Annotated in this window: 12 protein-coding genes; 5 read left to right on the top strand and 7 right to left on the bottom strand. The window is 68.6% G+C overall.

The features are described 5' to 3' along the window. Positions 1–16: 16 nt before the first annotated feature. Positions 17–763: an acyltransferase gene (locus AB0O21_RS24565; RefSeq protein ID WP_365173916.1), complete on the top strand. Its 747-nt coding sequence runs from the start codon at positions 17–19 to the stop codon at positions 761–763. Between the two features lie 393 nt (positions 764–1,156). Then, positions 1,157–1,561 carry a type II toxin-antitoxin system PemK/MazF family toxin gene (locus tag AB0O21_RS24560; RefSeq protein WP_365173914.1) on the top strand — a complete coding sequence of 135 codons (405 nt, stop codon included), beginning with the start codon at positions 1,157–1,159 and terminating at the stop codon, positions 1,559–1,561. A 140-nt stretch (positions 1,562–1,701) separates the two neighbouring features. Here the strand turns inward: AB0O21_RS24560 and AB0O21_RS24555 are convergent, their stop codons facing one another. Next, the gene (locus AB0O21_RS24555) at positions 1,702–2,568 is read right to left on the bottom strand and encodes a DMT family transporter (RefSeq protein ID WP_365173912.1); all 867 of its coding nucleotides are present in this window, start codon (positions 2,566–2,568) and stop codon (positions 1,702–1,704) included. A 105-nt stretch (positions 2,569–2,673) separates the two neighbouring features. Here AB0O21_RS24555 and AB0O21_RS24550 point away from each other — a divergent pair, with 105 nt between their 5' ends. After that, on the top strand, positions 2,674–3,300 hold the full coding sequence (locus AB0O21_RS24550) for a cupin domain-containing protein (protein WP_365173910.1): 627 nt from the start codon (positions 2,674–2,676) through the stop codon (positions 3,298–3,300). On the opposite strand, the gene AB0O21_RS24545 is transcribed toward AB0O21_RS24550, so the two are convergent. Then, positions 3,291–4,064 (bottom strand): haloacid dehalogenase-like hydrolase, encoded by a 774-nt coding sequence (locus tag AB0O21_RS24545; protein ID WP_365173908.1) that lies wholly within the window; start codon positions 4,062–4,064, stop codon positions 3,291–3,293. The genes AB0O21_RS24550 and AB0O21_RS24545 overlap by 10 nt on opposite strands. A 258-nt stretch (positions 4,065–4,322) precedes the next feature. Here AB0O21_RS24545 and AB0O21_RS24540 point away from each other — a divergent pair, with 258 nt between their 5' ends. Continuing rightward, complete coding sequence (locus AB0O21_RS24540; RefSeq protein ID WP_365173906.1) at positions 4,323–5,936, top strand: recombinase family protein; 1,614 nt, start codon at positions 4,323–4,325, stop codon at positions 5,934–5,936. A gap of 197 nt (positions 5,937–6,133) precedes the next feature. Beyond that, on the top strand, positions 6,134–6,802 hold the full coding sequence (locus AB0O21_RS24535) for a hypothetical protein (RefSeq protein ID WP_365173903.1): 669 nt from the start codon (positions 6,134–6,136) through the stop codon (positions 6,800–6,802). 176 nt (positions 6,803–6,978) lie between these two features. Here AB0O21_RS24535 and AB0O21_RS24530 read toward each other — a convergent pair whose 3' ends face one another. Genes AB0O21_RS24530 through AB0O21_RS24510 form a run of 5 tightly spaced genes read right to left on the bottom strand, consistent with a single transcriptional unit; the run spans position 6,979 to position 22,181 of the window. Further along, a complete protein-coding gene (locus AB0O21_RS24530; protein ID WP_365173901.1) occupies positions 6,979–12,612 on the bottom strand; it encodes a hypothetical protein in 5,634 nt (1,877 codons plus the stop codon). Beyond that, the gene (locus AB0O21_RS24525) at positions 12,609–14,273 is read right to left on the bottom strand and encodes a hypothetical protein (RefSeq protein ID WP_365173898.1); all 1,665 of its coding nucleotides are present in this window, start codon (positions 14,271–14,273) and stop codon (positions 12,609–12,611) included. The genes AB0O21_RS24530 and AB0O21_RS24525 overlap by 4 nt, the downstream gene beginning before the upstream one ends. Next, a complete protein-coding gene (locus AB0O21_RS24520; protein WP_365173896.1) occupies positions 14,264–18,619 on the bottom strand; it encodes a protein kinase in 4,356 nt (1,451 codons plus the stop codon). The genes AB0O21_RS24525 and AB0O21_RS24520 overlap by 10 nt, the downstream gene beginning before the upstream one ends. Next, positions 18,619–20,043, bottom strand: a complete 1,425-nt coding sequence (locus tag AB0O21_RS24515) for a restriction endonuclease subunit S (protein WP_365173894.1) — start codon at positions 20,041–20,043, stop codon at positions 18,619–18,621. Before AB0O21_RS24515 ends, AB0O21_RS24520 begins: the two co-directional genes overlap by 1 nt. Further along, on the bottom strand, positions 20,040–22,181 hold the full coding sequence (locus tag AB0O21_RS24510; protein ID WP_365173892.1) for an N-6 DNA methylase: 2,142 nt from the start codon (positions 22,179–22,181) through the stop codon (positions 20,040–20,042). The genes AB0O21_RS24515 and AB0O21_RS24510 overlap by 4 nt, the downstream gene beginning before the upstream one ends. Positions 22,182–22,350 lie beyond the last annotated feature (169 nt).

Below are 22,350 nucleotides of genomic sequence, written 5' to 3'. Positions count from 1 at the left end.
GCACTACCGTGGCCGGGTGCCGAAGAACCAGAACACGTTCTCATCGCTGACGGCCCTGCGCCGCCGGCTGGCGAACCGCGCGGTCCACGCCGGCTGGCGCTGGATGCAGCAGGCCGGCGCGGTCACCGCGCAGACCCCGGGACGCCTGCGGTTCGGTGCGATCGGGCAGGGCACCCGGCTCGCCTTCCCGCAGGGCACGGTCTTCGGCGAGCAGTGGATCCGCCTCGGCGGGCACTGCATCATCGGCGAGCAGGTCACCCTCACCGCCGGCATGATGCCGGACCTCGACCTGGGCGCGGAGCCGATGCTCGTCCTCGGGGACGGGGTGGTCATCGGCCGGGGCAGCCACGTCATCGCCGACGCCCGGATCGCCATCGGGTCCAACACGTTCTGCGGTCCCGGGGTCTACATCACGTCCACGAACCACAGTTACGACGATCCGCACGAGCCCGTCGGCAAGCAGTGGCCGCGCAGCGCCCCGGTGGAGATCGGCCCGGGCTGCTGGCTCGGCACGGGCGCGGTGATCCTCCCCGGTGCCCGGCTCGGCCGCAACGTGGTCGTGGCCGCGGGTGCCGTCGTGCGGGGCGAGGTGCCGGACCACGCCGTGGTGGCGGGGGCGCCGGCGCGCATCGTCCGCAGGTGGCAGCCCGAAACCGGCTGGCAGCCGCCGCTGCGCACTCCGGCACCGGTGCCGATCCCGGACGGGATGACCCCGGAGCAGCTGCGCGGGCTGGCGCAGCTGGCGGAGGCCGAGCAGGGCTAGGGGGTGTCCGGCGGATCATGGCCGGGCCCGGGCCGCCTGGCACCGCGACGCCCCGCCGCGTTGTCGTCGGTCGACGACTTCCCCAAGCTCTCGGCTTCGCTCGAGCAGGGGAGACCCCCATTCGCGTCGCCGCCCTCCTCCGCCTTGCGAAGCACGGCACCAGACGATGCTCCCTGATCCGGCGTCGGGATTCGACCCGTGCGAAGCGTCCCGCTATCCGGCTCATCAGGCCCTCGAACGCCTCCTGCCAGCAGGCAGGGTCTACGCTGTGACCTGCGGCCACCACATGATCGTTTGTCTTCACACACCGTTGATCAACGGTGGCCGCACCCGTCTCCACACCGCGTCAGGTCGCGCAGCGTCTGCCTGTCGTCCTGTGTATCGGAGGGGCTTGTGCAACGTGGCGAAGTCTGGTGGGTCCAGTTCGACGAGCGGAGGTTGGTCGTACTGCTGGCAGGAGACGACGCGTCCGGGTTCCAGGTGATGCAGGTCGTCGCTCCGGCGGGCCTCGACATCAGCGGCCTGGGCATCGAAGTGACGGTCGGCGCCGGTGAAGGGCTGCCGTTCGAAGGCGTGCTGCGGCTAGCGTTCCCGCGTCCAGGCTTCACCCCGTGCACGTGGCTGACCACCGTGTCCCGGGACGACCTGACAGAGCGGGCGGCCATCCTGTCCTCCAGGAAGCTCAGCGAGATCGACGATGCCCTCCGACTCGTTGAACAAGCACAGGAGCGGACCCCTGCAACGACCGCGAGGCTCAGCGAGATATGGGACGCCTTCCGTCGCGGTGAACTCGGGTAGACGGAGAAGGAGCCGACGCCCGCGACGGCGTGGGCGATCTCGGACGAGATGATCCACGCTGGACACCTGCCGCCTCGACACCCCTCACCATCGAGATCACGATCTACGGCTGGAGTACCAGGGGGTCCGGCGCGGCCTGCCTAGCCGGCCGCGAGGAGAACCGTTCCGGCGAGGGCGAGGCCGGCGCCCGCCGCCTGGACCGTGCGCAGCCGTTCCTTGAGTGCGGCGAAGGCGGCGAGCGCGGTGATCACCGGGTAGAGCGAGGAGAGCACGGCGGCCGTCGTGACCGGTCCGTTCTGGGCGGCGATGGAGTAGGTGCCGTTCGCCGCGACGTCGGCGAGGCCGACGAAGGCCAGCGCGGGCAGCAGCCCCCACAGGACCCGCGGGCCGGTGCCCTCCGGCAGGGCCGGGACGCCGCGCCGGGTCTGGGCCCAGAGCGCGGCGCCGCCGACGGCGACGTTGGTGACCCGCTGCACGAACAGGGCGAGGAACAGCCCGGTGACGGTGGTGGAGGCCTGCGCGATCAGGGCCATGACCGCGCCGAACCCGAACGCCGCGACCAGGGTGAGGACCACGGCCCGCCGCTGGACGGGGGCGCCGCGCAGTTCCGGGCCGCCCGCGAGGACGATGCCGACGACGGCCACCGCGATCCCCGCGAACTGGCCGGGGCCGGGCCGCTCGCCCAGCACCAGCCCCGCCGCGACGGGCACGACCACGCCGACGGAACCGAGCGGGGAGACCACACCCATGGGTCCGAGGGCGAGCGCCTTGTAGAAGCTGAGCATGGCCACCGGCCCGACGAGCCCCGCGCCGACCGCGAACCACAGCTGAGGGCCGGCCTCCCGCCAGGCGCCGGTGCCGAGGACCACGCCGCCGAGCACGACGACGGCGACGATCTGCGAGACCACGACCACGGTGAGCGCCGGGATCCGGCGGGTCAGCAGTCCGCCGCCGAAGTCGGCCAGACCCCACAGCACGGCTGTGGCCAAGGCGAAGAAGGCGGTCATGGCAGGCCTCGCAGTACAGTGCAGTGAACCGTGGAGTGCAGCATCGAATACACCGCAGGTTAGTTCACTCTACTGAACTGTGTCATCCAAAATATTGGACGGAATGTGTCGGATCTCGAAAAGCTCACCCAGACGCTCGGCCGGAACCTCAAGCGGTGGCGCGGGGAGCGCGGCTTCACCCTGGACTCGCTGGCCGCCCGCTCGGGAGTGAGCCGAGGCATGATCATCCAGATCGAGCAGGCCCGTACGAACCCGAGCGTCGGGACCACGGTGAAGCTGGCCGACGCGCTCGGCGTCAGCATCTCCACCCTCCTCGACCAGGACCGGGGCCCGCAGGTGCGGATCGTCGCGCCGGACCAGGCCGTCCGGATCTGGTCGAGCGAGGCGGGCAGTTCGACGACGATGCTGATCGGCACCGACGAGCGGGGCCCGATGGAGCTGTGGACCTGGCACCTGGTGCCCGGCGAGGGGACGGAATCGGCCCCGCATCCCTCCGGCACCATCGAGATGCTCCACGTCACGGCGGGGGATCTGACGCTGGTGGTCGGCGAGGAGCAGTTCCAGGTGCCGGCCGGGGCCGCGGCCGCCTTCGAGGCCAACCTCCCCCACTCCTACCGCAACGACGGCTCCGTCCCGATGGAGATGACCCTCGCGGTGTCGGTCCCTCCGGTGTCGCCGCCGGTGCCCGTGCATGCTGCCGCGCCCGCCGGGGCGGGTGAGCCTCAGCGCTGACCGGCCGCCCGGAGCCCCCGCCCCAGGATCGGGTGCGTCGCGACCAGGTCCCGGCAGACGGCGAGCACGTCCTGCCGGTCGGCGGTGATCCAGCCCCGGTCCAGGGCCCAGCCGTGCAGGACCGGGTCCGGCTCGAACGCCACGGCCAGGCCGACCTGCTCGAACGCCTCGGCGTCGGAGGGGGAGTTGCCGATGGCGAAGGAGCGGCGGCGGTCGACGGGGCGGCCCCCGGTCGCCTCGCGCAGGGCGGCGCGCTTGCCGCCGGGCAGGGCCGGGGTGGTCTCCAGTACCCCCGTGTAGCGCCCGCGGCGGGCCTCGGCGCGCATGCCGTGCGCCTCGCCGATCCCCAGCTCGGCCGCCGCGAGCCGGACGATCTCGTACGGGCTCCCCGAGATCAGCACCGTCCGCAGCCCGGCGCCGTGCAGCAGCCCGACCAGTTCGGCGGCGAAGGGGAAGATCCGCTCCCGGGCCGCGGGCCAGGCCTCGGCGGCCGCGCGCGCCACGTCCGTACGGGCCGCCCCGGCCAGGGCGCGGCCGATGTGGTCATAGGCGTCGGCGGCGGCCGAGGCGTGCGCGGTGCCCGCGGCGTCGCCGTGGTAGCCGGATATGCAGGCGAGCACGGCCCTCCCCGCCGCCGGATCGCAGGCGCCGCCGGCGACCATGGCCTCGATGAAGGGGGCGGCCACGGATCCCTCCGCCAGGGTGCCGTCCAGGTCGAGCACGGCGATCCGTTCGCCGCTCTCGCCGCTGCGGGCATGGCTCATCGCGGAACTCCCTCGCCGGGGTCGGTCGGTGGATGCGACTGACCCCGACGGGGAGGCGCGGTCCCAAGTATTCGTACCTTTTGGGTGGTTTTGATACCTGGGTGCGTTGAACGAGTTGAACGAAGCGGGCGGTCAGCGGGCAGTCAGCGGGCGGTCAGCGGGCGGTCAGAGGGCCGGAATCTCGATCGCCGGGCAGCGAGGGTATATATCCCCATGTTGCCCATGTGTGGAGATCCCGAACGGTAGGAGCTGGTGCGGATGATGAGGGCCGACCTGGCAGCTCTCAAGGCGCTGGGATTCAGTGAGGAGGAACTCGTCGATCTCGGACTGCATCACCCGGCGGTGGGAGATCCGGAATGTCTTGTCGATGCCTACATCCGTCGCTCAAAGAAGCGAGAAGACCTGACGACCTTGCGGGCCCACCTTCGGGACATTGTGCGCTGGTGCCGCGCCGAAGGGCTTGCAGTTCGGCACGTGTGGTTCGAACAGCGGAGCGCCAGCAAGATTCACGTCCGCCGGGACGAGTTCGAGAAGGCGAAGGAAGCAGTGCTGGCAGGTCAGTCCAGAACCCTCGCGGTCTGGAAGACTGACCGGCTGGACCGGCGAGGCATGGGGGCCGTCGGTGCATTGCTCGACGAACTGGACCGCCGCCGCTCTCGGCTCATTTCTGTCTCAGAGGGGCTGGACAGCTCAAAGGGCGGCCGGCTGGTCTTCGCGTTCCTTTCCGAGCGTGCCCGTGATGAGGCCAAGGACATCGCGGAGCGCGTGCAGATCGGGCTGGACTCGCATCGCGTCCTTGGCCGTGCACCCGGTGGACGGCCTCCTTTCGGAGTCCAGAGCCTGGGCAACGGCAAGGTCGGCCCACATCCTGCCGAGTATCCGACTGCCCGATGCATCGCTGATGCGCTCCTCAACGGCGAGGCAAGCACCACACTCGCACACCGGCTGACGGAACAGGGATTGAGGACGCGCACGGGACGTCACTGGTCCGCGAATGCGATCAGTCGCATGGCTCAGTCCCCCCTGTGGGCCGGCCTCGTGCCCCACAGGGAGCGGAAGACGGACGAGTTCGGCAATCCGATTGATAAGTGGGGGTGGAAGGCGGAGCCATTGATCGGTCCGGATGGTCACCCGATCTCCTGCGGGACCGGCGTGGTCTCGCTCACCGAGTGGTACGCGATCAGAAGCCGATTCGCCTCCCGCACGGTCCGGGGCCTCCGAGGCGGGCACGGCGTGAAGACTCCCGCCAAGCTGCTGACAGGGATCCTGCACTGCCCTCGTTGCGCGGTAGGCATGGTGTCCGGCGGGGCGTCGTACCGCTGCCGGACCAGAATGGAGGGAGGCCCTGCCGCATGTCCTGGTGTTCGAACGAAGGTTGATCGTGCCGATGAGGCAGTGGCGGGGGCCTGGGTCCGACGTATCTCCTCCATGGAGCCCGGCGACCCTGTGTTGCACGAGATCGCCCGGCGTTGGTTGCGCTACCAGGATCCGGAGCAGGATGAGCGAGCGCTCCGCGTATCCGCAGCCCTCGAAGACGCTGAACGCAGAGGAGCCGATCTCGATGACGCGTACTACGTGCACGGCCGCATGAAGGCCGATCGCTACGAACGACTCTCAGACGGGCTGCGAGAGCAGACGCGCGCAATGCGGGCGGAGTTGACGGAGCTTCATCGTCAGTCGGACCTGACCCCGCTGCTCGATGGCCAACTGCTTGGCGAAGCATGGGAAGATGCGCCACTTGCGGACCAGCGCATGCTGCTGCGTTGCGCACTGAAGAAGGTGACGCTGCTCCCGGCTAGCGGCCAGGGCGACCGCACGCCGATGCTGGACCGGATCAACTTCGACTGGGTGGAGGCTCAGGACGACAGGTGACGCGACCAGCTGTGGACGGTCACGCAATTCGGCTCTGTCGGGGTTCTTGTGACGGCGGCCCCACTGCGGGAGCGTCGGAACCCGTCCAAGCGCCTGACCCCCCGGTATGCGGGTTGCGTACGAGACCGATCACCCCATCAACGGCTTTCGTGACAGAGTGTTCTCGATCAAGAGCAGAGGGGCAACGGGGGTACGAAGTGAAGCACTGGGGACGGCTGTCGCTATGCGCGATGACGGTAAGTGTCTTGACAGCCTGCGGCAGCGGCGACCCGAGTGCCGGGCCGGGCAGCTGGGGCGGCGGGAAGCCCGAGGCCTTTTCGCAGTCCGGTCCCTACCGGGTGGTCCTGCCGCCCACCCTGCTCAAGGGAAAGTACAAGGAGACGGAGCACGCCGGGCCTGATCAAGCCCTCGCCCGCGGCCTCTCCGACTGGATCGACAACCCGGTCCCCGTCTTCGCGGCCTACGAGGGACCCTCCAGTCCCGATAAGAACAAGGCCGCGGACATCCTGACCGTCACTGGTGTGCAAGGGTTCGTGCTCAGCCCGGTACAGGCGCGCACTCACATGCTGGACACGCTGGACCGCCGATGGGAATTCCCGCAGGAAACGGTCGTCGGCCCGCGCGCTATCACCCCCTCCGGCGGCGAACCTCTGTCGTGCCGCGTGACAAAGAGGCGTCACGAGGCCGGCCAGTCGTTTACAAGCCTCGAACCCGAATGCACCTGGGCAGACGAGTCAGCGGTCATCGCCGTCGCCGGAAGCGTCGACTTCGACACTCCGCCGGCCTCCATCAACCTCGACTCGTTCGCCGCAACCGTGGCCACCATCCGCAACGAGGTGAGCAAGCAGATCGCCGCCAAACCCTGACCGACCGTCCCCGAGGGGCCCCCGCCGTTCACTCGGGGGCCTCGGGCACGCAGCGACGACCGGTTCACGTGTCCTCGTAGATCTCCCACTCAGGGTGGGGCTGTCAGCCGTCTCCCCTCGTTTCGTCCCGCTCTCCTGATGTCCGAACTTGCCTGAGAACTTCAGCTTCGCCCCTGCTACTCCCCGCTCGCCGTCTTGGTCGCCCCTCCGTGCCGGGTCACCCGCGGGCGGCATCGGACGCGCGTCGCACCGTAGGTGAAGGCCGGGTCAGTGGCCTTGCTCGCCCAGATGTACGCCTCGCCGGGCTGGAGCTGGGCGAGCTGGTCCGGTCGCAGCGATGCGAAAGCGGTGTTTGCCTTTTGGAGGTGCTTCAGCCAGGCAGGGGAGGTGAACTTGTGCAGGATCACGTGGTCGGAGAGTTCGATGAGGGAGACCGGGACAGAGGGCGGATCCTGACTGGCGACCAGGATGCTCATGCCCTTGTGCCGCATCTCGCGCACTGTCTCCACCAGGCCGGCCACGAGGTCCGGACTGTCGATGTACTTGTGGGCCTCGTCGAAGACAACCAGTTTGTTGAAGTGTTCGCCGTCGCGCCGGGCCTCAGCGAAGAGCTGCATCAGGACTACGAAGAGGCCCAGAGCCTCGTCCTTCTCGATGAACTCGTCCCGGAGGTCGACAATGATCAACCGGCCGGGACGGATGAGAGAGGTCAGGTGCGCACTGTCGTCGATGTAGTCGGCAGCGAGATCGAGGCGCTGCTGAGCCAGCTGTTTCACATGGTCCGGCATTCCTGAATCGGCGACGCCCTGTCGGATCGCATCGAGGTTCAGAGCGTTCCGGTGGGTGCGCATGATGCGGGTGAGCTGGCGGATGTAGGTGGACTGGTTGCCCACTGCCCCCATGAGGAACCGCCAGTGGGCAGCCTGGAGTTCACGGGACGCGAAGCGGAGAGGCTGCACATCGATTCCGGGGAACTCCCGCCGACGGTCCTCCACCTGGTCGGCCGGAGTCAGCAGCAGAATGTCGTCGAGAGCACTCGGTTGCGCTCCGTAACGCTCCTGCAGGATCTTCAGCTGCAGCTCGTCGTCATTGGCGGCGATCATTGAGGTGAATTCGGGGGCGTAGTCCATGGTCTGGCTGTAGTGGAAGATCACTGTGGCCAGCGGATGCGGAAGAAGGTTGACCGGCGGGGCCGACAACGACGCCGCCTCGATGAGAGTGCCCAGGGTGTAGCTCTTGCCGCCTCCCTGCACGCCGAAGAGGCTGATGGTGTGGGTCTCGTGGAAGTCGATAGCGACTGCGCGGCCGACTGCCTCACCGAGGATTCCGTACTGCGGGGAGGGGCGGGTGACGCCCAGGAAGACATCGGGCTGTGCGGCTCCGGCGCTGATGGGGGCCGCGACCTGCGTAACCTGCCTCGGACCGCCAACGGTTGGTGCATCGTGGAAGCCGCCGGGCGGATCGAGTACGGTTGCCGGGTGCGCAGGTCTGGCGACCGCAGAGGCCGGCGCCTCGGCTGCTGGCGCGGGCTCTGCCTCAGGCAGGGAGGCCTGGTCTGGCGACGGTGCGGGCTGCTCCTGGTCCTGCGGGGCCTGCCCTTCGGCCGAGTGCGGTGGCTCGTCGGCAGGGCCGGACCCGGCGCTGGCGTCCCCCACCGGCCCTCCGGGAGTCTGCCCGTCAGAGTCGTATCCCTCTGCACCCCGGGGTTCTTCCGCACGGAAGCCCGCCTCGGCGAGGCGGGGCACGGACAGGTCCAGCAATGCCAGCGTGGGCGCGGTCGCAAAACCTTGTGGTGCCAGCTCCTCCTCCTGAGCAGAGTCCGGGGCTGCCTGCAGGCCGGGCCGAACCGTGGGGATCGCCTGGATCAGTTCGTTGATGAGGTCGCTGCCGATCCGGTGGAACTCCACTCCGGCGTCGGTCTCTTGATCTGTTCCCGTCCGGGCCAGGTCGAAGATCAGGCCGCTGCGGGTGAACCGCAGCCGGTAGCCGTCGTCGAGGGTGTCGAGCAGCTCGTGCGCGGCCTTGCGAGCGCTCTGGTCCATGACGCCGTGCCGGTTCGAGCGCTCCAGGTAGAAGCGGAGCATCGTGCCGAGCGCGAGGTTCTTGACCGGGCGGTCGACGCGGTCCGGACTGCGATGCTCGGGGTCGAAGGACTCGGCGAGCACAGTCTGGCTGCGCTCCAGCTGCTGGCCGATCTTGGTCTTGAGCCGCTGGTAGGCGGTGATGTCATCGAGCGCGGTGTAGCACTTCACTTCGACGAGGCGGCAAGTGACGGTACGGGTCCGGGCCTCGAGGTGGAAGAGCGCGAGGTCGCTGCGCTGGAAGGAGAGGGAGCCCCCGAGTTCGCGGGCCTGGCGGCGGACTTCGGCGTACAGCTCGGGGTGGGCGTCGAGCGGGACGACGATCTGGTTACGCAGGACGTCCTGGTAGTCCAGGTAGAGGCGGGCCAGTGACAGGCCGAGGACTTCGGTGCGCTGGTTGGGTGCGGTCGAGGCGAGTTTGAAGGCGAGGTTCCCCGACAGCAGCCGCAGCTGGTCGAAGAAGGTGTCGAGGTGGCGCTCGTCGACGTCGAGGCCGTGCTGCCGGGCGGTGGGGCCGAGCAGGGTGCGCAGTTCTTCGACCGAGTTGGAGCTCACCATGATCTGGTGTCCGAGTCCGCTGCCGACCGAGGGCGCGTAGTCGATGACGTATTCGGGGCGGCCGTGCTGTCCCGCGTGGTCGAAGTACTCCAGGCCGAGGGTCCGGTCGATGGTGACGACCCAGTCTCCGGTCTCGTGGGCCTGGTAGAGCAGGGCCCGGTCGTCGGTGTCCAGGGCGAGGACGGTGCAGGGCACGCTTCTCGGGGCCTGCCCGGCGGTGGCCACACAGGCGGCCGCGGTGGTGAGCAGTCCGGGCAGGCGGCTCATCAGGGTCGCCAGGTCCTCGGCCTCCTCCAGGGCGAGGGCGCTGCCGTGGCGCGGGGAGGTGCGCCAGACGATCTGCTGCTCGTTGTCCTCGTAGGTGACCGCGGTGCTCTGCACCAGGCCGTGGACAGGGGCGTGAGCGATGCCCCGGTGCGTGGTGGCGGCGTGCTGCTCACCGCCGAAGGCGTCGATGAGGACCGTGAGATGGGCATCGAAGTCGTCGGCCTGGCTGGTGAACTCCGCGACAGAGCGCACGGAGTGGACGAGCTTCGCTGTACGTCCTGGACCTGCGGTGTGCAGGAAGGCCTCCGCTTCGGCGGAGGTGATCGCGCTCTGGGCGCTCTGCAGTTCCGCCAGTGCTTCTCCGGTCTCCGGGGCATGCGGATCGGTCACGCAGAGACGAATGTCGTATGCGAGTTCCCGGGTGGTGTCGCGGCGCTGCAGTTCGAGGAGGGCGTCGGCGACGATCTCCGCTCGGCCGGCGTTGACGACGTTCATGACGAGCGTGTGGACGTACGGATGGAGCCGTACGTACCGCTCGATGCGGTCGGCGAGCGCCGTTCCGGAAAGAGCGCCGGAGACAGGACGCGTGCCTGCGGGCGGCAGCTGCAGTGCAGTGGCGAGCCTGCCGAGCAGGCCGCGGCGGTCTGCCGTCTCGCTGGGGAGATAGGCACCCCAGTACGGGGTGAGGTTGTCGGCGGCAGCCATCAGGCGGCCGTCCTGCCGCGGGACGGCGAACGGGAAGCCCAGGGGGGCCAGGTTCCCCATGAGGGAGTCCTTGACCGCGAGGACAGCAGGCTTGTCACCGGAAGCCAGACGCTGCGTCCAGTCCAGACCGAGCGCCGACCACGCGGCCAGCCACAGCGCCCGCAGCGGGTGGGTCGGAGAGACCAGCAGAACGGTGTCCTTGCGCCCCAGACCGTCCGCCAGGGTCGCTGCCACGCAGTCGACCTGCTGGATCCTGGCCAGAGCGGCCAAGGCACGGCCCTGTCCGGTCTCGCCGGCCCGCTCGGCATGCAGAGATTGGGCATCGACCAGCTCTGCGTACGCCTCCGCATACGCGACGAGTTCGTCTCGGACCCGCTCGAAGTCGGCGGCCTCGCTGACGAGCAGTCCGGCCGCCGCGGCCGGACCATCCTGCGCCGCACGGTCGTCCTGACCGCTGACCGCAGCGAAGTAGGCCCGCCGGGCGGAGAGGAAGTCGTGGTACGCCTCGGCCGCCCGTCCCGTCAGGGCGTCCTTCAGGTCCTCGTCCAGGCTGACTGGCATCTCCGAAGTGCCGTCGGATCTCAGGAGGATACGCCGCAACGAGGTGTCGTCCGGCCGGGCGAGCAGGTCCTGCTGGGCCTGGACGAGCAGCGGCGAGAGCCGGATCTCTGCGCTGCCGACGGTCTGGATCCGCACATTCAGGATCTTCTGAGGGCTGCGTGCCGTGATCGGCCGCCAGCGGACATCGGCCGCGGTGACCCGTGCGGGATCCTCGGCGCCGGCCACGGCGTCGAGCTGCAGGCACCTCAGCGCCTGGGCGACTCCGGCGAAGCGCCCGGCGCTGCGCTCCGGAGGCTCCTCGATCTCTCCTCCGGGTACGACGTAGAAATGCTCGCTCTCCCCGCCGGGCAGATCATGCGCGCCGGGGAGGACGTCGAGGGGTTCGTCGCTCTCGTCCAGCGGGACGACTCTGACGTAGTGCCACCCCTCTTGCCAGTCGATCTTGTTGAGGCGGAGGAGTGAGGCCTTGTATTCGGTCTTCGGGCGTGCACCCTTGCCGATGTGCGTGATCCGGCCGATCGGGCCGCCGCTCTCCGAGACGATCTCCACACGAAACTTCGCCAGCCCTTCCACCTTGCGAGGGTCGGGCTGTACCGCGAATCGCACGGCGAGGTCGCGTACGCCCTTCTCCCCGGCGAGCAGGTAGGGCTGGCCGACGATGGCGGAGAGGGCTGGGTAGGCAGCTGCCTCGGCGCTGTCGCCGACGGTGGGCAGGCCGAGTTCGCGCACCTCGATGGAGACGGCAGCGCGCTTTCGCTCGTCGATGCGCCAGTTGCTGAAAGACAGGGGCCGGTTCTCCCGGTCGACCACGATGCGGCGGGTCCACGCCGCCGGATCCTCCAGTCCGCAACGGACGGCGAAGTCGGCCAGGCGGGAGGCGAAGTCGCTGTCGCTCAGGCCCAGGTCGAGGACCCGTTGCCGCTCAGAGCGCGGTGAGGCGGTCAGCTTCTCCACCAAGCGGTGGTTTTTCCCGACCCGCTCAGCGATCAGCCCCGGGTCGGAGAACAGGTCGAAGTCCGGTACGAGCCCGAAGTGGTACACCGCCGCCCCGGCTACCTGTTCACGGTAGTCATTGGCCTGGAGCATGAGGAGGAAGTGGGCGATGGAGCGGCTGCCGCCGCGGGTCCCGGTCATGTCGCGGAGGGCGGCGAGCAGTGTGTCGATCCCAGGGCGCAGTCGCTCGGGTACCTGGTCGAGGAGATGGTCCGCGAGATGGGCGTAGGCGTCTCCGACCGGTACTTCTTCGAAGGTCGCGATACCGAAGGAGTCCTCGGCGCTCACCTTGGTGCCGGGCGGGACGAAGACCAGGAGTGGTCCGGGCACCACGCCCTCGCCCTCCGTCCGGTTGCGGAGCTCGACCAGTCTGGTGCTGGTGACGCCGACGTCATGGAATGGCCGGTCCGGGCCCAGGTCAGCCTCGGGGAGAAGCAGGCAGACGGTGGCTACGGGGCCGGCGGCTCCGCGCAGGCGGCGCACCAGTGCCGCGGCAAGCTCGGCCTCCACCTCCGTGATCCGCATGCAGTGCCCGTGGCCGCGCGCGGCGAGGAGCGCGGAGAGCCGGGGCGCGAGGACGCTTTCGAGGGCGTCGCGCAGGTCCTTGGAGGTGGTCTCGGTCATTCCGGTGGTGCCGCTGCTCATCCGGGGGTGGCTCCTGTCCGTGCCGCGGTGCCGATGGTGTACCGGGGGGTGATGGTCTGCGTCAGGTAGGCGTCGGACATGTCCTGGTAGTAGCCGATCTCCCGCAGCCGGTTGAGGAACGCCGTGGAGTTGGCGCGCAGGGCCGCCCGGTCGTCGAGGTGGGCCCCGGTGAAGCCGTCGCCCTCGGGGAGCCGGTCGATGTGGAGCCCGTAGCGGTCACGCAGCAGGGCGAGGAACTCGTCGACCCGCATCGGAGCGGTTGCGAGGTTCCCGGACCAGTCGGCCTCTTCGCGGAGAAGGGACACCTGGAGCAGTACTTCGAGGAGGCGTGCGTCCAGGATGAAGCGTCGGGCCGAGGCATCGCCACCATGTCCGCCGCGCGGCTGGGCGATCAGTGCGCCGGGGCGGTGCTTGAGCAGCATGGAGTCCAGGCACTTCACGAACTGGCTCCGGTAGTAGCGGCCCCGGTAGTGCATGAGCATCTCGGTGTACTCGTCGAAGGGGTCGAGCTTGAGCTGGGTGATCTGCCTGACCTCAGGCGGCAGTTCCTTCTCCTCGTCCCGCACCCGGGTGGCACGCTGCTGGAAGAAGGAGTCCCGCTTCTTCACGTAAGACTTGCCGAGCAGCCTCAGCGCCTCCTCGAGGGTGGCGTAGTTGCGGCCGCCGGACCGGCCTGGGCCGTCGCCCTGGGCGGCGAGGTGCTCGGCGAACTCGTCCAGCTTCTTGATCTGGTAGGTGGCCTGCACGAAGCGGGGGATCCGCCGGTACCAGATCTCCGCACTGTGCTCGGCGAGGCCGGCGGCCCGGGTGCCCGGCGCGCCCTCCACGTCGAGGAAGAGGCGGACCTGGTACGGGCAGCGGTCGGCTGCCGTCGTGCCGGTGTGGCCCTTGCGGCAGGAGGCCGGGGCTGTGCCGTTCGCGAGGGCTGCAGGCAGCAGCTTCACCATGCGGAGGTGGTAGAGCGCCAGGTGGAAGGCGAAGAGCGTCTTGAGGTGGTCCACCAGAACAGTGCGAGGCATGTGGTCCTGGTGGTAAAGGAGCCGCATGACGTCCTGGCAGAGCAACTGGGCTGGTTCAGCACAGAGCGGCGGGTGGGGGGTGCGGGGTTTGCCGTTGTCCGGCCGGTCCTGCATCTGTCCGCCAGCGAGTTCGACCAGATGCAGCAGCGCCTGTGTCTCCACGTCGGTGTCCAGGCCCGGGGTGATCGCGTCGGTGGAGCGGTCGATGTCGGAGAAGAAGAACTCACGGAGCCCCTTCAATGCTCCGTCGTCGACCGCGAGCATCTCGTACAGCTGCTCGTCGGCCCCGTAGGGGCGGGACTTGCGGCTGTTGCGGAACCGGTAGACGAAACCGTGCAGCGGCCTGGGCCCTGCCACCGACTCATCCGCTTTGCCTCGGTTGACCAGGTCCAGGAGGTGGGTGGCGGTCCAGCGCGCGGTGGTGTCCCGGTCGAACCCGTCGAATACCTTGGGGTGCTTCAGGAAGAGGTTGACGAACACCTCCACCTCTAGCGTCTTGTCCCGACTGATCTTGCTGGGCCTGCCGTCGTGCCACAGCCGCGCAAGGAGCGCGGTGAGGACTCGGTCCATGTCCAGGGGCTTGTAGTCGATCCGGCTGACGCCGGGGTGGTGGAACGTGCCGAGTGATCCGCTCAGCGCCATGCCGCTCCTTCCTGCGCTCCGTCAGTGTCGGTGCCGTGCTGCTCGATGTCCCCGTTGGCCCGAGCGCCGACAGGAAGCCCGGCTGCCAGTTCCTCCATGTGTAGGACACGGTCCTCGGTGCGGTGGATGCGGCGCAGGTCGTGCCCGTGGGTGGTGAGGAGCACTTCCTGGTAGGGGACGGCGGACAGCCGGTTCTTGAAGACAGAGAGAGCCAGCTGCTGCCCCTGGATGTCGGCCACGGACGGCCGGTAGCCCTGCTCGAAGCGATGCAGTAGGTCGAAGAGGTCGAGCCGGATATCGAGCTCCGCTGTGCCGCCCTGACGTCCTGCCGGGTCCTGGTAGCTGAGCCGCAGCGAGGTCCGACCGGATTCGATGTACGGGGAGGAGTGTGCGGTGCCGGGTGAGAGACGGAACCCCTTTGCGGGGAAGCGGCGGAAGCTTCGCACGGTGCCGCCGGTCACTTCGCGGACCTTCAGGGCGAGGGCGTTTCCAATGCGCTCGGGGGCCATCAGGCCTTCTCCCCGGTTGAGGGCGCGCAGGAGCGCGTCGCGTTCCTGTACGAGGTCGCCGTCGGCGGACAGGAGGTCCATGAAGCGCAGGACGGAGGGGTAGGGCAGCATCCGCTGGGCGCGCTCCTCGTCGTGGAGCTCGAAGTAGAGCAGGCGGCGGGCTGCGTCCAGGTAGCGGCGGTGTTCTTCGGCCTGGTCACGGTGGGTGCTCCCAGACCGCGTGAGCTCGGCGAACAGGCCGGAGAGCAGGACACGGTCCCGGTCGCCCCGCCCGTCCACGGTCACCAGCGCGCCGCTGTCCAGAAGGCCGGAGTAGTCCAGTCGGCGATCGAGCCGGGGGCTCGGGGTGGCGGCGACGTCCGCCTCGCGGAGCAGTGCGAGCAGCCGGTCGCGCTCCTGCAGGGTGCCGTCGTCTGCTGGGGGTGTGCCCAGGTGTGCGGAGAAGTAGAAGCCGTCGAGGATGCGGCGGACATCGCCGTTTGCGTACAGCTCGTGGATCTCGGTGCAGTCACGGCCCGAGGTGAGGGTGAAGGCGAGTGCCGAGCGCAGGTCGCGCAGGGTGACGTGGAGTTTGCCGCGGAGCTGGGTGAGCTCGTACACCCGGCGCAGTCGCCGTTTGGCCTGGGGGCCGGCCGAGGGGTGCTGGAAGGTCTGGGCGTTGTGCCGGGCGTAGCAGACGGCGGCCAGGTCGCAGCTTGCGCAGTCCTCCCAGAAATTCTCGTGGGTCATCCGGTTGACCATGCGTTCCAGGAGCGACTCGCCGTCCTGCGGGACGCCGTCGGCGCCCACCAGTCGGGCGGACACGTCTCGGGTGTTGAGGTTGACGACTGCGACGACCTGTCCGGTGCTACCTCCGGCCAGGCCCGTATTGACCAGCTTGGAGAGGTGGGGGTAGCGGTCGTGGCGGTGGCTGAGGAAGTCGATCAACCGCCCCTCGTTGACGGCGATCAAGCGTGTCTCGCCCTCGATTCCCTGCCACCCCTCCTCCGACGCACCCGCATAAGGGGCGAAGAAGTTCTCCAGGACCTCGTCCCCCACGGTGTCGCCCTCATCCTGGCTGCCGTCGTGGTTGGTGCGGAAGCAGTGCCCCTCCAGCGTGAAGTCGCTGCCGTTGGACCGGGGCGGGCCGAAGTCGGCGCCCAGCTCGCGGGCCTGGCGCTCGAAGTGCTCGAGGAAGGCGGTCTTGCCGTCGCCCGCGTTGCCGGTGACCACGACGAGTGCGTGCTCGCCCCGGCGGAGGGCGGGGATGAGCTCACGGTCGAGGGCGGTCTCGATGTATACAGACATGGCGCGCGGGTCGAGACCGCGGGTGCCCCGGTTGGAACGGTGGCTCTGGCTGTACAGGGTCTGCAGGTGGCCGACGAAGGGGTTGCTGTTCGGCTCGGAAGGCTCTGCCTCCTCGGGGCTGTCACCGGCGGGCGGCGCCGGCGGTACCTGCGAGCGTGCGGGTGAGGACGGGGCGGATGCGGAGACGTCCCGTGCGGACTGGAGGTCTTCCAGTGCTCGCAGCATTTCTTCGGCGGTGGTGAACCGCTCGGCCCGGTACGGCGAGACCGCCCGGAGGATGGTGTCGGCGAAGCCAGGAGCGAGGTCGCCGAACCCGCTGTAGGCCGTCCGGGGGTCGTCGGGCCGGACGCCTGGGAGCGGACGGTTGGCGTCCCACGGGTAATTCCCGCCGGTGAGCGCCTCGTAAAGGGTCACGCCCAGCCCGAACAGGTCACGATCGGTGTAGCCGCCGGCGTCGGCGGGAACCTGGTCGAGGTCGGGCGGGCTGTAGCGGGGGCTGGTGTAGGTGTGTCCCTCGGAGGAGTCGGATGTCTTGGCGATCCCGAAGTCGATCAGTTTGACGCCGTCGTCGGTCCACAGCAGGTTGCTCGGCTTGATGTCGCAGTGCCACACCCCGAGGTCATGGATGTGCCGCAGGCCGCGCGCGGTGTCAATCGCCAGTTTCAGTACGTCCGCCGCCCCCATTCGCCCGCCCCGGATCACCTCGGCGACGTCCTTGCCGTCGACGAACTCGAAGACCAGGTAGGGGTATTCATCCGGGGATGGCAGTCGGTCCGCGTCCACCATCGCCACTACGTTGGGGTGCGGCGCGCCCTGGAGCCGTGCCAGGACGTCGGCCTCGCGGCGCAGCCGCTCCAGGACGGAGTCCCGGTCCCGCAGGACCAGCTTCACTGCCCGGTCGACGCTCCTTATAGTGTCGTACACCCGGTAGGCCACCCCGAATGAACCGGGACGGCCGAGCCTCCGACGCACCAGGTATTTCGTGCCGAGCTGGAAGTCGGCCGGGAGGTCCCGGTAGAACTCCGGGCCGCGCGCGGCGTCCAGGTCTCCCCGGCCACGGCCGGCAGCGGGCGGTAGAGCTGGTGCGGCGGAGGAGCCGATGCGCTTGGCGGGTGCTCGGACCGCGCCGATGGCGAGGTCGAGGCGCCGCAGTGCCTCGACGGCGGTGGGCCGCGCGGCGGGGTCCGTGGCACACAGGGTCTGGAGCCAGTGCGCGAGCTCCTCCCGCACCCCGGCGCTTGAAAGGACACCCGTGGGCAGCCGCCCGGCCGCATCGGCCTGCTCAGTGGCCGAGGAGAACGGCAGCTCCCCGGTGAACAGCTGGTAGCCGATCACCCCGACCGCGTACACGTCCGCGGCCATGCCCATGGCCGAGGGTGCGGCGTGGCACTCGGGCGCCAGATACGCCCGGTCGGCGACCTGATGCGCTTGGACGCCCACGGTGTGGGGGCGGCGCTGGGCCGTCTTGGCGTACTCGAAGCCCGTCAGCATCGCCCGGCCGTCCTGGGCGATCAGGATGTTCGACGGCGTGAGCTCACGGTGCGCGATCCGGCGGCTGTGGGCGTGGGCAAGGCCGCGCAGAACATCGCGGATCGTCCGCAGCTTGGCGTCGGCGGTCAGCGGGTCGGCGCTGCCGCTACCGGTCAAGTGCAGTCTCAGAGCGTGTCCGGGCACGTCCTCGAAGACAGTGACGCACACGCCCTGGTCGTCGTCGGCGAGGAAGTCCCGGACCCCTACGACGTTCGGGTGCGAAGGCAGTTTGCCGAGCGCCTCGTAGGCGATCCCGATCTGCTTGCGCTCGAACAGCCGCTCGGCCTCCGAGGCGTAGGGGTCGACCTTGCGCACCTGGAGCCGGACGGTCCCCGACCCCTGCACCATCAGGGCGTGCTTGGCCCGGTACTCGGCGAGTACGTCGACGCCGTCGGCGTGCTGTGACTCGCTGAGCTTCTCGATCACCTGCCAGTTGCCGAACCGGAGCGCACCGGAGGGCGCGCGGGAGGCAGCGCGGACGGTGCTGACGATCGCCTCGTGGTGGGCGGAGACATCGGTGTCGAACCGGCCGGACACCACTGGCACCCGGCCGGGGTCGGCCAGCCGCCCGATCAGGCCGTCCAGGGCGACGGTGGCCTTCGCGTCACGTTGGAGCGGCGTGGAGTCGGTGAGGACGGCGTCCGGGGCGGTGAGGACCACCAAAGCGTCGGTGTAGAGCCGGGCGAGCGGCCGGTTGATGGTCTCCAGGATCGTCTTGAGCTGCTTGGCATTGCTCTGGAGCTTGGGGACCGGGCTGCGGAACGGGGCGCGGCGGGCCGGGTACCAGCGGCTGCCGTCGGCCTCGATCCGGCCGTAGGTGCCCTTCACGTCGATGACGTACACCGCGTGTCCCGTCACCACGACGAGATCGACCTCGAAGGTTCTCTCCCGGTTCCGGCTCGGGATCTCGACGGAGTGTAGGACCGTCCAGTCGTCGGGGGCGTGATCACGCAGGTGCGCGATCACCCTCCGCTCGGCATCGTTGACGGCCTCCCCAACAGCAACGATCCTGGCACCCATTACCCGGCGGCCTCCTCAATGGCGGCGGTGAGCAGCGCGAGCGCCTTGTCTTCGAGGACGTCGGCTCGGTCGCGGCAGTTGTAGGCGTAGCGGACGGTGGCGGCGATGCGGGCGCGGTCGGCGGGCGGGGCCAGCGGAATCGGGATCTCGGCGCGAAGGGCTTCGTGGATGTCCTGCTGTTTGCCGCCGACGCTCAGGGAGCGCAGGATTCGGAAGGCGGCCTCGGAGCGGAAGAAGGCGAAGAGGTAGGCGCCAGGGATCTCGGGGTCACCACTGACGACGCGAAGGAAGTGCTGTGTGTACGCGTAGTCGAGCCACTTGCCGGTAACGAACAGTGGCCGGCAGAACACCTCGTTCTCGCCCAGGGTTCCCTGGGCTGCGATCATGACGGTCTCGTCCTCCGCGAAGATTCCTCGGGGCGCGTGAGCAGCGCTGATCCATCGTCCCTCCGGACGCAGCCAGAACCCCTGCCGCTGGCCCACGAGCTGGGCCCCGTGCTCGGAATCGCTGTCAACCCGCTTGAAGCGGACGCCTGAATCCAGGTACCCGCCGCTGCAAATCGTCCCAAGGCTCTTGGCTGGCACTGACCCCAGCTGCTCCAGCAACCTCCGCGCCCGAGGCGCAAAGTTCAGCGCCCGGATCGAAGTCGTCCCCACGCTCTCCACCACGAACCCGAGGTCCCGGTCCTGCTGGTGCCAGCCGACCTCGTTCAGCTCGGAAAGCCCGTTGCTGTCGAAGAAGTCCTTTGTTGCAGCCACAAGGTCCTTCTGACACTGCGCCCGCAGCTCCGCGCTCTTCTCGATCAGCTTGTGGATCCGCTCCTCGAGCTTTGCATCGAACCGGGGCACCGGGAGCCCCGCGATGTGGTGCGGCTCAATGTGCTTCACGGCAGACCCGTAGACGGATCCCCGGACGAGTACTTCGCCGAACTTGCTGAGGAGGAAGGCGTACAGGTAGCCAGGCTTGATCTTTTTTTGGTTGGGCTCGACTTTGACGATGTCCTCCGATCCCCAGATACCTTCCATATCAGGACGAGCGTAGGAGCGCCTACCAGCATTGAACCCCGACCGCGAGATCAGAGTCATGCCAGGTTTGAGTTCGAGGTAGGACAGCGCCGACGACTCCGCGTCGGACTTCTTCAACCGAGGAAGCCCGGTCAGGTCAGCCGTCATCATGTCCTTGGTACCGAGGAACGGCACACTGTGCTCAGGGTCCGTGAGGTAGACCCTCTTGAACAAGGGACCACTGAAGAGCCCCCCGTTATGCCCGTCGGTCAGGCTTGCCAGCGGCTCCGTCCTCGGAACCCGTTTGAGCATCTCCTTCATCGCCAGCGCACCCGAGACATACGGCGATGCGTCCAGCCGGAGCCCCTGGGCCGCGAACCAGCCGGACATCACCGGGTTGGCGAGGTCGGTGACCTTCATGCGCCCGCTCCTGCAGCCTCGCGCGGGTCGCTGCCCGGCACCGGGTACTTGGCCCGAAACTCCCGGTACTTCTCCGCGATCACCGGCAGGTCATTGTCGATGACCTTTCTGCTGCGCCTCAGTGGCCGGACCACCTGCTTCCCCCGGATGTTGAGCCGTTCGATCTCGACCGAGGTCTCGACCACGGGCTCGCCGTCGGGTGTGCGCTTGTACAACTCGCTTCCCCGACGGTCGAAGCCGACCTTCTCCGCAACCGCCATGAAGACCGGGTACGACTTCTCCGTCTTCATCCTCCAGTTGCGTACTTCCTGCTCGGTCTTCCGCTTCAGGAAGAGCAGCGTGGTGAGGATGTTGACGTTGGCGTCGACGATGAAGGTCTCCACGGGAAGCTCGACGCTGGCGAGGACCCAGCAGTGCTCCAGGATGTAGCGGCGGATCGCCTCGTCGGTCGGTCCGGGGTTCGACAGGATGCCGTTGGGCAGGACGATGCCGATCCGTCCGCCGGGCTTGACCCACTCGATGGCACGCTGGATGAAGAGCTGCTCGGGTGCCATGCTCTTCGGTGTGGTGGTCGTGCTCGCGGTGGGCTCTCCCGTCACTGGGTCGCGCCCCCACGACCGGGCGATGCCCTGGCGGAAGTCGCCGAGCACCGACTCGTCGCTGATCGGGATGTCCGCGCCGAACGGCGGGTTGGACAGCAGCACGTCAACGGTCTTGCCGAGGGGAATCCTCTCCTTCGCCTTCTCGACATCCGCGAGGTGTCCGCGTGGGAAGGCGAGTGAATCCATGTGGAAGATATTGCCCGTGGTCTGCGCGAGCATCATGACGTCCATGGTCGTCGCCCGCACCAGGAAGCGGTCGAAGTCGGCACCGAACAGGTGCTTGTCCGCATACTCCTTGAGCAGGTCAGCGTAGCGTTCCTGCTCTTCCTTGGTGTCGGGGAAGCCGAAGGTGTCTGCCTCCTTCTTCCAGCCGTCACGCAGGTGCTTGAGGGTGGCCTGGAGGAAGCCTCCGGTGCCGCAGGTCGGGTCGAGGACGGTCTCGTCCTGCTGGGGATCGAGCATCTCCACCATGAGGTCGACCGCGCAGCGCGGGGTGAAGTACTGCCCCCGGTCTCCGCGCAGGTTGGTGCCAACGAGTTCCTGGTACGCGATGCCCTTGGCGTCGATGTCCGAAGCGCTGAGGTCGTAGTGGGCGAGCTCGCTCACGATGAAGGAGAGCGCCTGGTCGGAGAGGGTGATTTCGTCGGTGGGCTTGAAGACCTCCCTGTACTCGCCCTTGACGTCCTCGAAGAGGCTCCGCACCCGCTTGGCGATGGCGGCGCGCCCGTCTGCCTCGAACATCTCCTTCAGGCCGACCCGGAACCTACCGTGCCCCGTGCCCCGGCTGACGCGCTCGTCGTACATCTTGGCGAACAGCAGGTAGAGGAACTGCCAGAAGGCGGCGTCCTTCGGCATGCCCTCGTTGCCGTGGATGTAGTTGTGGCAACGCCGGAAGGCGATCTTGAGCCTCTCCGGCTCGGCCACACGCAGCCGCTGGTGCGAGGCGACGGTACGGCTGCCGGCCGTCCCGTCGGTGATCTCCCAGTCGCTGCGGTCCTCGAAGTCCACCCCGAATTCGCCGACCACCTTCTTGAGGAAGAAGAAGTCGGCGCCATCGGTCCACATGCCGTGAGCGCACAGTGGACGGCCGTCGTTGCCCATCAGTTCCTGGAGTTCCTCCAGGTCATTCCGGGCCTGGTCGGGCGTGCGCAGCTTGAAGACGTTCTTGGTCTGCTTGGGCTCGGGCTTGCAGACCACCACCCGGCGCAGGTTGGCGGTGTTGTGGGGCATGCCGGACTCGAAGACCGCGATGTCGGCCTTTTTGGTGCGCTTCCGCTTGGCCCCCTCTTCACTGACCGTGAGGGCGAAATCACGCTCCATGTCGTCGGGGTCGATCCCGTACTCGTGGACGAGCGCGCGAGCGGTGCGCTGGCGGACCTTCTCCTTGGGCGTCTCCTTGATCGCCTTGCCGCTGATGTAGTCGGCGACCTCGCCCTCCTTCAAGGCGACAACCTGGGATTCTTCCTCGCCCGCCGCCTGGCCTGCGTTCTCTCCGGGCTGCTGCGGAATATCCAGGTCCAAGGTCAGTTCCTCCATCGGCGTGCTGCTTCTTCCTTGTACTCAACCGTGCCGGCGGCTGTCACCGCTGGGGTCGGATATGTCTGTCCTGTGCCGTGAAGGTCCACTCACAGCACGGCCGCCACCTGCGATCCTACGGTCACGGGTAGGGCGCGATTCCCAGGACTGACCAGTCCTGCGCTCTGCC

It is taken from the genome of Streptomyces sp. NPDC091371 (assembly GCF_040684275.1).
GTDB lineage: Bacteria > Actinomycetota > Actinomycetes > Streptomycetales > Streptomycetaceae > Streptomyces.
The sequence above is the reverse complement of the archived record's forward strand: the minus strand, read 5'-3'. Positions and strand labels throughout refer to the sequence as shown.

Coding starts and splice junctions, on each gene's coding strand:
- AB0O21_RS24555 (WP_365173912.1), bottom strand. CDS start 2,568: ATGACCGCCTTCTTCGCCTTGGCCACAGCCGTGCTGTGGGGTCTGGCC.
- AB0O21_RS24545 (WP_365173908.1), bottom strand. CDS start 4,064: ATGAGCCATGCCCGCAGCGGCGAGAGCGGCGAACGGATCGCCGTGCTC.
- AB0O21_RS24540 (WP_365173906.1), top strand. CDS start 4,323: ATGATGAGGGCCGACCTGGCAGCTCTCAAGGCGCTGGGATTCAGTGAG.
- AB0O21_RS24530 (WP_365173901.1), bottom strand. CDS start 12,612: ATGAGCAGCGGCACCACCGGAATGACCGAGACCACCTCCAAGGACCTG.
- AB0O21_RS24525 (WP_365173898.1), bottom strand. CDS start 14,273: ATGGCGCTGAGCGGATCACTCGGCACGTTCCACCACCCCGGCGTCAGC.
- AB0O21_RS24520 (WP_365173896.1), bottom strand. CDS start 18,619: ATGGGTGCCAGGATCGTTGCTGTTGGGGAGGCCGTCAACGATGCCGAG.
- AB0O21_RS24515 (WP_365173894.1), bottom strand. CDS start 20,043: ATGAAGGTCACCGACCTCGCCAACCCGGTGATGTCCGGCTGGTTCGCG.
- AB0O21_RS24510 (WP_365173892.1), bottom strand. CDS start 22,181: ATGGAGGAACTGACCTTGGACCTGGATATTCCGCAGCAGCCCGGAGAG.